15 protein-coding genes are annotated in these 15855 nt (G+C 41.4%); 1 reads left to right on the top strand and 14 read right to left on the bottom strand.

The window, feature by feature from the left end; genetic code table 11:
- From F0232_RS01835 to F0232_RS01780, 12 genes are read right to left on the bottom strand one after another with little or no spacing between them, the layout of a single operon-like run.
- Positions 1 to 1317 carry a TadE/TadG family type IV pilus assembly protein gene (locus F0232_RS01835; RefSeq protein WP_116871397.1) on the bottom strand — a complete coding sequence of 439 codons (1317 nt, stop codon included), beginning with the start codon at positions 1315 to 1317 and terminating at the stop codon, positions 1 to 3.
- Position 1318: 1 nt separating this feature from the next.
- Positions 1319 to 1903, bottom strand: a complete 585-nt coding sequence (tadF, locus tag F0232_RS01830; RefSeq protein WP_061032347.1) for a tight adherence pilus pseudopilin TadF — start codon at positions 1901 to 1903, stop codon at positions 1319 to 1321.
- The gene (locus F0232_RS01825; RefSeq protein ID WP_061016700.1) at positions 1893 to 2429 is read right to left on the bottom strand and encodes a TadE/TadG family type IV pilus assembly protein; all 537 of its coding nucleotides are present in this window, start codon (positions 2427 to 2429) and stop codon (positions 1893 to 1895) included. The genes tadF and F0232_RS01825 overlap by 11 nt, the downstream gene beginning before the upstream one ends.
- Positions 2426 to 3556, bottom strand: a complete 1131-nt coding sequence (locus F0232_RS01820) for a lipopolysaccharide assembly protein LapB (RefSeq protein WP_081090324.1) — start codon at positions 3554 to 3556, stop codon at positions 2426 to 2428. The genes F0232_RS01825 and F0232_RS01820 overlap by 4 nt, the downstream gene beginning before the upstream one ends.
- Complete coding sequence (locus F0232_RS01815; RefSeq protein WP_061032346.1) at positions 3553 to 4419, bottom strand: type II secretion system F family protein; 867 nt, start codon at positions 4417 to 4419, stop codon at positions 3553 to 3555. The genes F0232_RS01820 and F0232_RS01815 overlap by 4 nt, the downstream gene beginning before the upstream one ends.
- Positions 4419 to 5333 (bottom strand): type II secretion system F family protein, encoded by a 915-nt coding sequence (locus F0232_RS01810; RefSeq protein WP_061032345.1) that lies wholly within the window; start codon positions 5331 to 5333, stop codon positions 4419 to 4421. The genes F0232_RS01815 and F0232_RS01810 overlap by 1 nt, the downstream gene beginning before the upstream one ends.
- Complete coding sequence (locus F0232_RS01805) at positions 5330 to 6595, bottom strand: CpaF family protein (protein ID WP_061032344.1); 1266 nt, start codon at positions 6593 to 6595, stop codon at positions 5330 to 5332. The genes F0232_RS01810 and F0232_RS01805 overlap by 4 nt, the downstream gene beginning before the upstream one ends.
- A complete protein-coding gene (locus F0232_RS01800; RefSeq protein WP_060980417.1) occupies positions 6592 to 7785 on the bottom strand; it encodes an AAA family ATPase in 1194 nt (397 codons plus the stop codon). The genes F0232_RS01805 and F0232_RS01800 overlap by 4 nt, the downstream gene beginning before the upstream one ends.
- 2 nt (positions 7786 to 7787) lie before the next feature.
- Positions 7788 to 8249 (bottom strand): ATPase, encoded by a 462-nt coding sequence (locus F0232_RS01795; protein WP_105058324.1) that lies wholly within the window; start codon positions 8247 to 8249, stop codon positions 7788 to 7790.
- Complete coding sequence (locus F0232_RS01790; protein ID WP_061032341.1) at positions 8249 to 9574, bottom strand: type II and III secretion system protein family protein; 1326 nt, start codon at positions 9572 to 9574, stop codon at positions 8249 to 8251. Before F0232_RS01790 ends, F0232_RS01795 begins: the two co-directional genes overlap by 1 nt.
- 1 nt (position 9575) lies before the next feature.
- On the bottom strand, positions 9576 to 10352 hold the full coding sequence (locus tag F0232_RS01785) for a hypothetical protein (RefSeq protein WP_061032340.1): 777 nt from the start codon (positions 10350 to 10352) through the stop codon (positions 9576 to 9578).
- A 54-nt stretch (positions 10353 to 10406) separates the two neighbouring features.
- A complete protein-coding gene (locus tag F0232_RS01780; RefSeq protein WP_061032339.1) occupies positions 10407 to 10619 on the bottom strand; it encodes a Flp family type IVb pilin in 213 nt (70 codons plus the stop codon).
- Between the two features lie 211 nt (positions 10620 to 10830).
- Here F0232_RS01780 and F0232_RS01775 point away from each other — a divergent pair, with 211 nt between their 5' ends.
- Positions 10831 to 11289 carry a prepilin peptidase gene (locus F0232_RS01775; RefSeq protein ID WP_061032402.1) on the top strand — a complete coding sequence of 153 codons (459 nt, stop codon included), beginning with the start codon at positions 10831 to 10833 and terminating at the stop codon, positions 11287 to 11289.
- On the opposite strand, the gene F0232_RS01770 is transcribed toward F0232_RS01775, so the two are convergent.
- Both F0232_RS01770 and F0232_RS01765 read right to left on the bottom strand, forming a co-directional pair.
- Positions 11290 to 12174, bottom strand: a complete 885-nt coding sequence (locus tag F0232_RS01770; protein WP_061032338.1) for a LysR family transcriptional regulator — start codon at positions 12172 to 12174, stop codon at positions 11290 to 11292.
- Between the two features lie 568 nt (positions 12175 to 12742).
- The gene (locus tag F0232_RS01765; RefSeq protein ID WP_105058325.1) at positions 12743 to 15760 is read right to left on the bottom strand and encodes a M6 family metalloprotease domain-containing protein; all 3018 of its coding nucleotides are present in this window, start codon (positions 15758 to 15760) and stop codon (positions 12743 to 12745) included.
- Between the last annotated feature and the right edge of the window lie 95 nt (positions 15761 to 15855).

Raw genomic sequence — 15855 nt, 5'->3', positions numbered from 1 at the left:
TTAATCCTTAAGTTTTCCTGTTTCTTCATTAATCAAATTCAAAATATACTTGTACACATCTTCACCATCTTTGGCGTGATAAATGTTTTTCTTGCCGAAGCAGTCTCCAAAACCATCACTTGCTTGGACGCGGTAGTTAATACCAATAACACCCATTGTCACTTTCGTTTTCTCAGCTTCAGTTGGCGCATTGCTTTGGAAACGATTCCGTTTCGCTGAAATGGTTGAGCGCAGCTTTTTACATAACCCCTGATCCACTAACTTCTGTAAATAGGTCTCGTCGCTGTCACTACCATCGGATAACACAATGAACACCTGTTCAGGGTTAAGGTTGGTCGCTTTATTGGCTTCTTGTGCCGCAGCAATGATTCCATTCCAAGAAGAGGTACCTCCACCAGCTTTCAACTGAGTGCTCATTAACTGAGCTCGAAAATTGTCATAATCCTCAGTCAGTGGAATATCGTAAAACTTGTAGTAATCATCAAAATCATTGTTTCGCTTATAAAGTCGCTCTACTTCATATCGACTCATTCCATACGATGGTTCGATGATCTCGTCATACAAGATTGGTTTATCAAACATTCGTCTCACTGTTGTCCCGGGAGAGTTTCGAGCGTAGTCATAAGCGTATTTCTTTCTCCAGGCGCTCCGATAGCCATAAGCGTTAAGCCTCACTATCTCATCGTCTTGTTTAACATGAAGAGGGTTGTACCCAAGCAAGGCGACTCTGCTTTTTTCTTCGGTATTAAACTCTTCAATATCATCAACGACTCGCTTAATGGTTTCTTTCACGACATCTAACTTCATTTTGCCGTTCTTCCACGAGTTGCCCATAGATCCACTAAAGTCACCAATAAAGTAGACGTCTACTGGCTGAGGAAGATATTTGCGCGTCACAGCTCGGCCACTGACTGAAAATTCAGGCTTTAAATTTACGTCTTCGTATGCAATCCAAGACGTGTATTTGGCCGTCGCACTCACCACAAAGTCGCTGAACGGTGCAAGCTCACCACTTGCTTGTACACAACCATCTTTGTACTCACATTTACTGGTATACACCGCTACATCGACATCATCTGTATTATCGACAACATAACGATCAACTAAGTAGCGTGCATACTTAACGTTGTTCTCTTCATCCTCTCTAGGGCTTGCGATAAGAGCAAGGCTCGCTACCTCTGCCGCTTCCAGTAACCTGGTATGCGCAAGCATCTGTTGCGACATCTGCATCGAAAACGCCATAAAAATAACCATCATTGGTAACAGGCCGACGAACAGAATACCCGCTACTCCCTTATTTCTTTTTATTGAACGCACCTTAAACCCTCGCAAATGAATAAGAAGAGCTCACAAGACGGAAGACCTCACCGTTCGCGATACCAATCAGGTTTGTTGGGATCTCATAGCACAATGAAACCTGATACATGGGTAATCTGCGCCCTCTGGAAGTGACGGGAAGCATTTCAATCGCTTTTTCTTTGGTGATATCGCTCATATCAGGAAAATCACAACCCTGTATGTTTCCTTTGCTTAGTGTCTTTTGAACCCTTCGGTAGTTCACTTTACTTCCAGAAACAGCAGTCTCTTCGAGCCTTATCTCATCAATGCGCATTCCGAATTTGGTTTTGTCAAAGTTCGGAATCATCCGCTTCATCGAAGCCGACGCAATTGCAAAGGCGTTGTGTTCTGTTTTCCTGCAATCACCTGCGCAAATGTCCATGTTGGCGTTAAATAACTGCTTCCGCTCTGCGAAAATCGTGGTCATTGAATATGTGGCTCTGTCCAATTGGCCTTTCTTGTTAATCGCTAGCATGTGGTTCACTACAACTAAGAAAATGCCAGAAGCAAAGACAAGCACCATCGCCAGTTCAACCGCAAACGATCCTTTTTGTTTAACTTGCACAGCCTGCCCCCTGACCAATTTTGAAAGAGCACCTTTCATACTCTTGGATCGTAATAACTTCACGCTTTATCGGCATATCAGGGAACCAAATAGACACAATGGGATCGTAAGTGTATTCCAAAGCGTAAACTGCAAGTGCCATGTCTTCTGGTTCATCTTTCTTATCCGGGCACTTGTCTGCAGAGGCATAGGTGTCAGTGCATTTCAGAAAACCTTCGTAGTCTCGGAAATAGTTCACATGAATGATGACGCTACCCTCTTTAACGACGTTACTCCATAATGCTCCACCGGCTTTGTTCAACTCATCTTTGATCATTTGCCCGTAGTTAATGGATTGACTACTACTTGAGTCACCCGCTTTTTTGGTTCGCATCACTGCCGTCGTTAATGCGTGGTCAGTCATACTCATAGAAAACGTCAAAATGCAGATCTCAACCCATCCGAAGACAATCGCGAGGAAAATCGGAATACCCATAGCGACTTCAACCGTCAATGCACCCTTTTGCTTTCGTTTAAACGATCTCATAAACGGACATACCTTTTCTTGGTGTAATCAACAACAAATGCTCCTTTGATATCAATGCTATTGAGAAACGCCTTGGCTTCATCCAGATTATTGAAATCACCAATGCAGTAACGCTTCCACAGCCCGTGTGTATAGGAATAGACAGAGCCATAGTTTGTTTTTAAATAATTCAAAAAGTCTGAAGGAATCGCAGTGTACGTTGCCAAAACTTGTACGCGATAAATTGGCTTTGCGTTTGGTTTAAGTTTTCTAGGATCAAGTACCGAACCGTCCACACTGTGTTTAGACGCTTGAAAGTCTTTGGTAGCATCAAGCTTGCTCACACGTGATGTTGGGGCAACAAAGCCACCTGAATTAGCTTGAGAGCCAATAAGCTGTTGTTCCATCTCTATTGTTGACTGTGTCACGGTCTTGTTCCCTCCGCTTTTAGATATTGACCTCATTAGCGCCTTGAGTTGCTTACGCGCTTGTTCATCACTATTTGAATGTTTCAAAACCTCGAGTGCGATATCTGGCCTTTGAGATTTAACTGAAGAAAGAATCAAGTTAGAGCTCACTCTTTGATCATTCGGATTCGAAAGATATAGGTCATATAAAATGTCCGTCGCACCTAAATAATCAGCCTGCATTATTTTCACCACGGCAATGTTATTACCGGCCTCTCTATCAGATGCACCTTGTTTACGACTCTCTTCAAAGTGTTCGATGGCTTGGACAAACTGCTTCTGCTGAGCCAAAATTTTTCCGGTTAAAAGTTGATACTCATATTCGGTACCACCCTCGTCACGGTATTTATTTAGTTCTTCTAGCGCGCGTTCAAAGTTCTTTTTCTGATAGTAAATACGAGCATTAGTTAGTATGTATTCCGGATCATCAAGGTTGCTCTCGCTATAGGTATTGCGATATAGCTCCGCCGACTTGATATCCTTTAGGTCTAAATACAGGTTAACGAGTTTTACTTTATATATAGGGTCAGACTGTATGTTTGCTTTGTAGAACTCGATAAGTTTCTGCGAATCGCCGGCCCCTATGAGTAGTTGTTCTTTGGTCTCAAGTTGATTATTCACGGTTGTACAACCAGAGAGTAAAGCGAAGAGCACAGTGATAAATAAATACTTTTTAATCACATCAACATCCTTAAAATACCTGGGGCAGCAATGAGAACAACAATAGGAACCATGATAAAAGCGATCAGAGGGATGGACATTTTTGCCCCCATCTTCCCAATTCTTTCTTCCAGATCCATCATGTTCAATTCTCTAATATCGGTCGCTAGCGTTGCCAATACAGGGCCTACAGATGAACCAAACTGCAAGCTCTGCACCATGGTCATCACAAAGCTTTGCGATTCACTGGTTGGTACAAGGTCGTAAAACTCCTCTAGCGCCTTTTCCAAGCCAACAAGACGTGAGCGTTCCACCGTAACTCGAACGACGTGCGCAAGGTTGCTATCGACCGAATGAAGTTCCTTAGCTAAGTATTCCAGGCTCGATTCGATAGTCATCCCGGTATGAACACACACATTCATCAGGTCGAGTAAAAAAGGTAATCTCGAACTAATGTGTTTGATATTGGCTTTACCCCGAGCAGACACATAAGTATCGGGCGCAATAACAAACGCTAATAACGCGCCCAATAAATACAACAAAGAAAACAGTACTTCGGTTTCTCCGCTATAAAAATCAAAGCCAATAAGAATCAAGCAGATACTAAAAGGAACGATTTTAAGTAGGTAATAAGCATCAGCGAGAAAGTCACTATAAAAACCCGCGGCCACTAACTTGCGTTTAGTTTCATCTTTATTAAAACTGATTCGAGATAATATCGATTTAAATAAGTCGGTTCGTTTCTTCTCTTCGCGTGTCGAACCAATGATCTTTCGGGTTTCAATATTTGCTCTGGTGTTGTCCCAAAATCGCAAGCAGTACGTGGCAAGCACCATTGAAACTATAAATATCGCCCCCCAAATGCCCAGGGTTTTCATGTCCATTAGTTAACACCTCGCAATATCAGCCAAATGCAAAAGAACCCGAGCAACTCACTTACTAGAACGTAATAAAAAATCGGCTGACCAGCTTCTTCGAACATAACGAAGCTATAGTTCTCTGGGCTAGTGAACTTTAAAATGATCAGGAATATTACTGGTAAGCAAGCAATAATCTTTGCTGATGCGCGCGCTTCAGAGGTCAACGCATTCTTTTTCTTCTCCACCGCCCTCGAATCAAACATAAGTCGGTTAATTTTGTTGATCACATCTTTCAGCTGACCACCTCGTGCTAGGTTGATCCGGATTGTTGAAGCGAAGAAAAAATATTCTAAATAAGGGAATGTATTGCTGCTTCGTTCCAGTACGTCATCAGGGTCCTCACCTATCAGTAGGCGCTCGGCCATAAATTTGAACTCTTTCCCTACCTCGTTATCAAGTTGCTTACCAACATATTCAAATGCATGGATAATACTTTGCCCAGAAGATATCGCCCCACTCAAAATGTTTAAGGCATCAGGAAAGTTGGTTTTAAACCGGTCCATCTGTCTCTGCTTGAGCTTGTTATAAAAAACGAAGAACAAAACGGGCTCAGCGATCATCAGGCAAACAAGGTAATCCTGTCTTAAGAAGAACTCATTGATGGCATACACCGCTGACGCAGAAACACAGACAAACAGAATAAGCTTCAGCGACATATTAGGCTGAAATACCTTGACTATCTTCTTGTAGCTTTTCCGGAATCTGGCTTTGTAGCTCTCTTCAAACTGCTGAGAATCAATAACAGATCGAACGCCCTTTACCCCTTCGAATTCAGCCTCCATCTCGATCAAGCTACTCAACTTTTTGTTTTGACGAGAGCGATGAATAAGAAAGTAGATCAGCAACGCGCTCCATGACGCAATCAGAATGAATGTCATGAGAAGATCTCCCTGACCGCTTGCTCTAGCCCGAAAAACTTAGCACGTTCATAAATGACAGAGCGGGTAGATAAGCCAGGCGTTCTAAACTCACCGACCATTTTCCCATCTTTAAAATCGGAGCTCGCCTCGTAACGAAAAATATCTTCCATCACTACGCTATCCCCTTCCATGCCGATAATTTCCGAAATATACATCACCTTACGGCTGCCATCATGAAGACGCTTTACCTGAACAATCAGGTCTACTGCACTCACGATGGTTCTGCGTATTGCAGATATCGGCAGGCTCGCGGTTGCCATCATCACCATGCTTTCAGTACGAGCAATCGCGTCGCGTGGCGTATTGGCGTGCAATGTCGACATAGACCCATCATGGCCAGTATTCATTGCTTGAAGCATCTCGAACGCTTCTCCGCCACGACACTCACCCACAATGATTCTGTCTGGGCGCATACGAAGAGCGTTGATCACGAGATCGCGCGCAGTAATTTCTCCCGTACCTTCAACACTGGCTTGTCGAGTTTCAAGCCTAACGATATGCGGTTTTTGAAGCTGCAATTCGGCAGCATCTTCTATGGTAACGATACGTTCGCCTTCACCGATGAAACCAGATAACGCATTGAGTAGCGTTGTTTTACCTGAACCTGTACCACCAGAGATCAATATGTTGCATTTACAGTGGCTAGCAATCGACAATAGCTTTGCCATCTCAACAGACATAGCACCAAACTCTGCAAGATTCTCGAGCTTAATTTTCTGCTCTTTGAACTTACGAATAGAAATGGAAGTACCATCAATCGCCAGCGGAGGTATTACGATGTTGACACGGCTACCATCCATTAAACGTGCGTCACAAAGTGGCTTAGATTCATCAATACGACGCCCTACGTTAGAGGCGATCCGCTTAGCTATAGTGTTTAACTGCTTTTCGTTAACAAATTGAATCGGCGACTGTTCTACCTTGCCATTGATTTCAATGAAAATATCCGAAGGCCCGTTGATCATAATATCCGAGATATCATCGTTATCGACTAAGGCTTGCAGTGGTCCCAAGCCTTTCAGTTCATCAAGCAGTGCCTTAACCAAATCAACCCGTTTCAAGGAGCTGACTTGCAACTGCTTCTTATCGATCAAGATATTCACAGAGTCTTTAAGCTGGTCTTCGAGCTCTTGATTACTGATTTCGACGAGTGTCGCCGCATCCAACGCATCGAAAATTTCATCGCGAAGTTGAATGTAGATTTCTTTTAATTGATTCATTTTCTAAACAAACTAAAGCGTGATTTAGGTTTAATTTTCTTACCCGTCAATGTCGCGACCATACTCAGCACAGCGGACGAGGACTTGGATTTAAGCAACTCATTGATACCTTGCTGGACCACCATCTTCTCAAGCGACGGTTCATACATGAAGTCAATGCTGTCTTTGGCTTTGATCCGCTCTTTAGCGCTAGCAAGCGTCACCATAAAGTCCTTTGCTGGCCTATTTAAATTGAAAATGATTTGGTGTTCAGATTTACCTATCTTTTTCTTCAAAGAGTTATAGGAGCGCAATGAAGACACCGACGGTTCACAAACAATAAAGATGCGATGGTACTTATCTGACAATTCCTGATCGTGCATCTCTTCGTAACAAGACAGCGGCGCTGAATCGATAATAAAGTTATATTGATCAATCAGTTGATTAGAAAGGTTGTAAAGCGTTGACGCGTGATCAGAGAGGCAAGCGACGTTCTTCTCTAACACCAAATAATCAAGCTTGTCTTTCACCGGATGTACGTAGGTCTTGGCGATGGCACTGTCGATATCAATTTGATTCAAATCGATACTGTTGTGTTTGGCTTTTAATCCTTTCACACCAATATAAATGTCGCTATTCAAAGCCCCTGAGTCATGATCGACCAAAAGCGTTTTTAAATTCGCTTGTTCAGCCAAAGAGTGAGCCAAGACTGAACTAACACACGAAACACCAATTCCACCCTTTGTTCCGAGTACTAAAATACGCTTAGCAACACGCGTTTTTTTAACGGTGCTTTCCCCCTCTTGCGTCGACTTAATTGCCGCAAGTAACGCATCAAGTTCAGAATCCCACAGCACATATGTCGCACCTAAAGCGTGCACTTGGTTACGCAGCTTTATCGAGTCAACATCACATAGAACGAGTAAAGAGATGTTCACATCCAGTCGAACCGAAATCTCTGAGACTTGCTCTATTACGTTTGGTGCACTGCGAAGGTCCAATACAACATGGTTCAACTTGATGTTTGACTGATTCCAAGCGCCGTCCAAATCAATATCAGTCACTTCAAGAGGTTTGGGAAAGCCTTCGATTGCGTAAAGATCTTGGATCGATTCAGTTAACGTGCTGTCGTCAGAAACAACCAAGTCTGTCGCTTGAACCGACGATTTCATTTTCGACGACGAGTTACGAAATAAAATATCTAAGTCCATCGCTACTTCGCCTTTTTGATTGGGTTAACCAAACTAATGTTGCGGTTGTGCTCAACACTACAGCCAAATTGGTAGTCTTCACGTTTCGAAAACACCATCACGCCACAGTCACTGCTTTTAATGCGGACGTATCGCCCTATGATCAGGATATTTTTCTGCTGATCGTCAGCGGCAAGTTCGACTTTGTATCTGTCTTTGGCAATCGACTCCGATTTAAACCTGTCTCGTAACTTAGCCACGAACTCACTCGCATCTGGTTTGTATTTGACGTAGAACGTTGACTTAGGCTCTCTTGCATTAAGCTCTCGAATAAAAGCCACAGAGCGTGACATTGAATCTTCGCTGCTCGTCGTATCAAACTCGAAGCGTTCTTCTAGCTGCTCAATAATACTGGTGTTCGTGCTATCAACATGTGAACAAGCTGAGGCAAGCAGTGCTAGTAGAGTAATAGCGATCCATTTCATCAGTTGAACCCTCCTTGGTTAATTGTGTTTTCTAGCTCTGGCTCATCAAGTTCAGAAAGGTCGATTCTCAGGAGTCGTTCAAGGTCGCTGGTACGCCTAAAGCTCGGCAGCTTGACCTGCTCTTGCTCAACTGGATCGACTAAATTAACTGTAGCGACGATAATGAGTTCAGTTTTAGAGCGGTTAGTAGAGGTGTGACTAAACAGTGCACCCAAGATTGGGATGTCCCCCAAAATTGGAATCTTGGTTAACGATTCGCGCTCTTCTGATGTCAGTAATCCAGCGAGTACAAAGCTTTGTCCATCTTTCAAATGGACCGTGGTTTGGGCTCTTCTGGTGCGTAACGAAGGCACGGAAATAAGCCCTGTAGTGGTCTTGTTTGATTCATCAATTGAACTCACTTCAGGTATCAAGGTTAAGCGGATGTTCTCTGTATCCGTGACCTTCGCCACCATCGCCAATTTAACACCATACTCTTTATAGGAGATGGTAATGCCGTCTTCGTCTCGCACCGCGATTGGGATTTCACCACCCGCTAAGAAGCTAGCCTGTTCGCCAGAAATAACGGATAGATTTGGCTCTGCCAGTACGCGCCCAATCTTGTCATCACCGCTCGCAGAAATAACAGCAACAATATCTTGAGCAGTAAAGTCGAGCAGCTTATTAACAAAAGTACCTGGCTCACCGCTGTCACTATAAGTCACACCCAATTCTGTTAAAAATGAACTCGAGACTTCCGCAACCGTTAGTTTTACGTTGATCTGCTCGGTAGTAAGCACTTTCAAGTTATTAATCACTTGGTCGTAGTTATATTGTGCGGTGTACTCGAGTTCGTCTAGCGCTTCGCCGTCTCCATCTTTGAGTTCGTAAGCGGCACGACGACGTTCTTTATTAAGCATTTCACCAACAAGGCGATTAATCTTCTGTTTAATCTCTTCGCTGCCAACAATGCCATCGAGTACAACTTGATCACCGACATTGGAAACCACTACGTTTTCATCAGGGAATCGCGCGATTAGCGTCTGCTTTAGTAGCCTTAAGCTTTGATTCACCACCAATTCAGCATTGTAAATTTCGTTTCCTCCACGATCATAAACAATCACTGAGGTAGTGCCTTGGCCAACGCCATAAACGACAACCTTGTTTTCATCAATAATTTTATAGTCAGCGATCTCTTGGTTCGCTACAAATACTGTCGATATCTGTCTCTTTAAATTAATGGTCTTCGCCGCACCTTGATCTAAGTTCATCAATTCAGATGCGAGCAATGGGCAAGAGAGAATTGCAGACAATAGCAAGGCTATATGTTGTTTGTTTAAATTCATGTTAGTCCTTACCACGTAGTTCTCTGACACCAAACTGTGTTTCTAATAAGTCACTACTGCGAATAGATAAATAACGGTTTTCAATTTCTGAAGGAATGATATTTACATCCCCAATTTTTTGAGCCATTTCGAGTTTCAATACACTGCGCATATTTAGAGCAATAACTAAGCTGTATTTTTTATCTTCAGCATCTTGTGAGTCGGTATCTTCGCTACCTTTAATCACCTGTAATACTCGCGCTCCACTAATAATGACTCGACTGACCAAATCACCGATGTCTCCATATCCACTCTCTACGAGGTTTGATTTTGAAGATGTAGTAGAAACAAAGCTCACTTTATCGCCAGGAGTGAGGGTCGATGTTTGTACAACCCCAATGCCCGTTACTTCATAAAAATAAGGTAATTCACCATCATTAAGCGACAGATACATATAATCTCGGTCGCCCGGGTTTGAAATCATCTCTTGTGTTAAATAAGTACCTTCCCTGATGTCTTCTTTAAAAAGAGCCCCAGGTTGAACAACGATGTCTTTTTCTAAGGTATAGTAATAGCCGTCTAAGTCCGATATATGGACAAACTTCTTCTCGTAAAAATTGGGAGTCAAGGGTTGAGAGCGTTTGATCTCTTTTTGAGCGACTAAAATACTCACTTTGGGTTCTTCTTTTTTCTGGACTTGTTGTGGCTCTTCGTCCGATGAAATATAGTTGCTGTTGATATATATCAATGTTGAAAAAATAGAGAAAGCGATAAGAAGGAGAATGATAATTCTGTTCATATTAAGCCTAAAATAGGGGCCAAAGCCCCTTAATATATTATTCTTAGTGGCCGTTTATTTGCCTGTAGTCGCAGTAGTCAAGTTGGTTGTAACCTTGGTCAAGGCACCAGTAATTGCATTTTTAAGCGCATCAGTTTGAAATGCAGCAAGTACTAAAGCTGACATTACAACAGCAATAATTGCATATTCCACCGCAGTAACACCGCGAATATCATCTTCGAACTTCATTTTTAGTTCAGCTAGTTTTGCTAAAGTTTTGTAGTACATAGTAATCCTCTAAAAAGTATATCGACCATTGGTCTTATTGAAATTGCGAAATGAAAGTTACCGGATTGAAAAATATACATCCAATTAATAGTTATTATGATCGCATAACAGAATCTTATTTAAGAAATAGATAAACTATTTTTATGACTTCATAATGATTTTTAATTACAATTTTATTGATATGAGACATAATCATAGATACCCTTTATTTATGAATATAGAAATAATCAATTACTCATTTTTAATCGCTCTAAATCTCTCAATATTTTCTTGTGTATGCATTTTTGATTGGAAACACAGGAAAATACCAAACAACTTAAATAAAATTGCATTGGTAGTTAACCTGGTTGTAGCCTTATCAAACGGTTATTTGGCTTCATCCCTGCCGATCTCTATTGTGTGTTTCGTTGTTGGAGTTTTACTTTGGTACCTCAAGGTAATCGGTGCTGGCGATGTTAAGTTACTGACAGCATTGGTCGTTGGGATTCAACCTAATTTAGTCATTGCAACCTTGATTTCTATAGGTTTTATGGGAGGGGGGTTAGTTTTAATAATGTATATAATCGGTAAGATAAAGCGTTTCAATAGCTACAAAAAAGGTATCCCTTATGGGATACCCATTGCTTTAAGTTGTTTTATTTTCAGCACAATTTCAACACTATCAAATTAGTCACATAATATTATGCTTTATTCCCGGTTCGGAAATATCACTAATCTGAAAAATTTGCTGTATTTTATCTTTTATCCCTAAAGTTTCTAGTTCTTGTGAAATTTCATCACTGCACCAGACATACATATTAACTTTCTGACGTAACGGGATTGTCTTACACTTTTCATCACATACCGACCACTCAGGAAATATTAAAACCGTCCCATTGGTCTCGAGTTCATTTTTAAGCAACTGGCATGAACTTGTTTTAACCCAACTCGTTACGTGAGACGAATCAATATTATAATTGTTAAGTAATTCTTGAACATATGACTTAGACAAAGAGCTACAGAAAACAACTCTCTGTGGATAGCACTCATAAGGGTCAAGTGAATTTGAATGTGCGATCACATAGTTTACCGTTTTTAATTGATAAGATTTTCCGTTTCCTTGTGAAATTCTATCCATAGTGAATATTAAGTCATAACGCGACAGGTCCAACGAAGAAGACTTAGTAAAACTGTTTATGGACAAGTCGATGTTGTTCAGCATCCGAAATTCATTAATGACTCGATTGACCATATCGAAACAAAACGACTCAGCGATCGCTATGTTAAATTGATCTCGTAGTTCAACTTTTTCTAGGTCTTCAAATAACCTTTCATACATGGACATGGTTTGGTCAGCATAATCCAGTAATACTTTTCCATGTTTAGTCAGTAAAAATCCTTCTTTTCGGTCAAAAATACTTGCCCCTATTGTACTCTCGATCTTTTTAATGTGCTGGGATACAGCAGGCTGTGTCATAAACAAAGACTCAGCAGCAGCTGTAAAACTTTTGTGCTTAGCAACGTGTGAAAATGTTCTTAAATATTTTACGTCGATAGACCTGTTGACGTTTTTCATGGTGCAAACTACCCCGATGTTGCGTTCTTTTATTAATTATTCTTATTAAAAATCAGCGTAAAAGTAACAATAGTGCCATTGAGATACAAAAAAACATTATTTATAAAGTCATAAATAATGTTTATATGCATCTCAATAAATACAGATATCTTTTTGCAACAACAACTGATTCACAAGTCCTTATGTGCTTTTACAAACAACATATTTTATTTGTCATTTGTCCACCAGGCCCCTTACAGAACACCTCCTCCAGACAAATGACAATCAACACAATTATAACCAAAACGTATGCAGTCACCACCTTAAAGCGCTACAAAAGCTTTGAAATTTATGCAAAAAGTCGACATTTATAAGACTTCAGGTCAAAAATCACTCAAGAGAATGATTGTTCAAATTTGTGATCTAGATTGCCATCAAATGAAACTAAACACCTATTAATATTACTTAATTCCAGAAAATGCGACAAAATACGCTGTTTTTACTCTGAAATGAGGTTAAGTCAGGCGCAAAAAAAAGGGCTGATAACTATAGCCCTTTCGTATATGCATAATTATTTTATGGTTTTATTTCAGCGTTTCGTTCGTAATCTAGAGAGTAAACAAAGTATAAAAAGAATAGACAATGAAGAGCTGCCTCCTGACGATTCTCCTTGATTCAATGTCACCTCTGATTCGTTGGAAACATTAGGCAAAACTTCTATATCAAAAGAACCAACCCACTCATCACCACCGGACAATAAAACCTTATATTTAATATTGTCATATAAAGCCAGCCTGCGCTCTGCAGGCGCATTATAAACAATCTGAGCATCGATTATATTAGCTACCCCATTACGCGGGGCTTCAAGAATATTTAATGCTTTCACCTCACCATTAATATTTGGAAACAATTGGACTTCATCACCATATTTGACTTGTAGAGATTTCGTTTCCAACAACAATGCCTTCTTTCTTCGCACATCAATAGTGACCGACTGTTCGGCATATCCACCTACGGGGTCCGCCACCTTAACACTCAATCGATACTTTTCACCTTCCAACGCTCCGTCTGGTACATGTATAGTCAATGTTTTCGATTGTGTACCACCCAATACTAATCTAGCACCTTCTGTCTGAGTCCAAGTGACCTGATGTTCAGCTGAATCAACATCCGTAATCGTCGTTACTTCGAATACCACTTTCTCACCAGCTACAGCACCAACCTGAATCTTATTGAGCTTAAATTGGGGAACATCATTAACCGGCCTAATTTCAACCTCAACAGTCGCGTAATCACTTTGGTATCCACCACCATCAACAAGACGATAAGTAAAACTATCTCGTCCAAACTGGTTGTTCGAGGGGAAATATGTAATACCTCTGATAACACCTTTAGCTGGCTTACGACCTATCTCAATTGAATACGGGTGAGATCTAGGCAAGTTGAGGTCATTGGCCAATAAGTTGAGCATAAACGGACTGTCTTCTTCCGTAACGACAGAGTCATCTACCACAATAGGCTTGGATTGGCTTGGTTGTTCAAAAAGTACCGCAAAAGGGAAGTTTTGGCCGAAGCCACGGCTCAAACCTCGAGTTTTATACTCAGATATTGCGCCTAAGAATTGCGTTTTCCTCTGTCCGTCACCCAAGTAAGCATCTAAAAACTGTGTTGAATATTCAGGTGTCCCGTTTTCAATTTCTAACACCAGTAACTTGGATCCAAGTCCAAGCTTTACAGGCTCATCAAAAATAATCTGCCCACCACCTTGCTGCGCAACACCTCGATGCAATAGACGGCCAGCAGCTTCATTAATCACTGCATTACCAAACCTTGATTGAAACGGGTATTCAACCAGGCGATAAAACATCGGCATAGCAAAACTCGTCGCCTTAGCGTAGAAGTGCAGCCCTACGATATCCTCACGCCCCTCAACAACGTCAATGGCGAACCCAAGTACGTTTGTATTTGTACTATAACGTGGATAAGTTCGGCCAAATGACGTGACCCAAGACGACTTAGTGGTCGCATTGGGAATAGCTAACGAAAATGTCGCCTTATCAGCATCACTACTAATATTTGAGATAGTTACATCGGTACTTCTTCCCGCAGTAATGTCAGTCAAAGATGGTTCAGAATCATCAGAGAGATTCGTCACTGTCTCTCTGCCGGGGAAAATATCGCCCGAGTCACCGGATGAAAACCCACTCTCGAGTTGCCCATCGCCATCAGCCTGAAATATCTGAACCTGCATCGGCCCATCACTATTGAACTGGTTATCTATATTTACCGCCGTAATGAGCAAGCCTTCGCCACGAAGTGCTTGGTCATAATCGGTTTTGCGTCGGTTCTCTATATAAGCTCGAGGCCCAAACTGCTTTAAGTATGGGTCAAGGTGAATCACACTTTCTCCCTTAATAGTGTCAATTTGGACCTGGCCATTCTCCGAAAGAACGGTTGGCTTAAGAAAACCTGACGCCTCTTTACTCCATGCCAGCATGTTTACTGGAGTCTGACCTGCGTACTCGTCGCTAGGCTTTCTTGCCCAGCTTCCGCCTCCCATCAACCCCCAATGTCCAATTGAGCCGTCATGTTTATAAGAGTAAAGATCCGGCAAACCCAACATTAAATGCCCAAGTTCATGCGCTATTACTCCCATGGTTGACTGATGGTCGTCTTGATAATCAGCAAACAAGCAATAAGTGCTGATTCGCTTTCCATCAATCTCGACGGTACTGTGAGCGTACTTATGAGGCCAAATCGTTGGAGTCTTTCGTGTACCGCTAGATTTATCATTACCCGCAAAGACGAACATAACGGAGAGTTCTTGAGGCGAGATGCTGCCGTCATTGTTCGAGTCGTATTGAGCAAGATTGAAATCCACGTCTAAAGCTTCATACGCTTTTTCAAACACATTATTGAGTTTAGTTTGGCAATTACGCTCTGATTTGGAGTGGCAGTTTGGATGTTCAATATCTAGAGTGACATTAATGACACCGTCATTCTTTGTTCCTTCACCCTCTTTCGCTGGAACAACTTTATAGTTACCGTAGCTATTTTTTAGAAAGTAATCTTGGACGCTTTGTTGATTGATTCCAAATATCGTCGACTGAAAGTCATGGTCCACTTTTTCGTTTGAAAAGCTAACCTGTACCACTAATAATGGCTGCTCTATTGTTTTATTATTTAAAGCTCGACTTTCATGCGAACTTTGGTTCCTTATATAATTAAACCTCTTGTTGTTAGCCGCGGGTGATTGAATTAGCTCATTGAAGTATGTTGGCTCTATTTTTATATGCCTAACATTAGATTCAGAAGGTACATCTGTCTCACTCGAAGCTAGAACTCCAGTGGAAACTATTCTGCCTTGCTCTTCTTCATTCTTTTCATATCTAGCAAAATACCATTGACTGTCAGAGTCTTGGATATAGAGGCTACCTGTTTGGTCTTGATACCAAAACATATGCTGAGAGCCCATTAACCGCAGTTCTTTAGAACTGCCGTCAACAAAAGTTATCGTATGCCAAATTGGTGCAGGTAAAGTGCTTGCTTGTACTGTGCTAACAGCTAATAACGCTGTTATGAAGGTACAAATTAGTTTTGTCCTCATTAGGATAATCCCATTAATAATTCTTTCTCAATAAGAGATAATTGATGCGTTAAATGCAACGCGACTTTATCAATGGGGATTTACGTAAACCAATT

The sequence above is a fragment of the Vibrio sp. T3Y01 genome (genome assembly GCF_013114525.1).
GTDB classification, from domain to species: Bacteria; Pseudomonadota; Gammaproteobacteria; order Enterobacterales; family Vibrionaceae; genus Vibrio; species Vibrio chagasii_B.
Note: the sequence above shows the minus strand (reverse complement) of the source record. Positions and strands in the feature narration are given on the sequence as shown.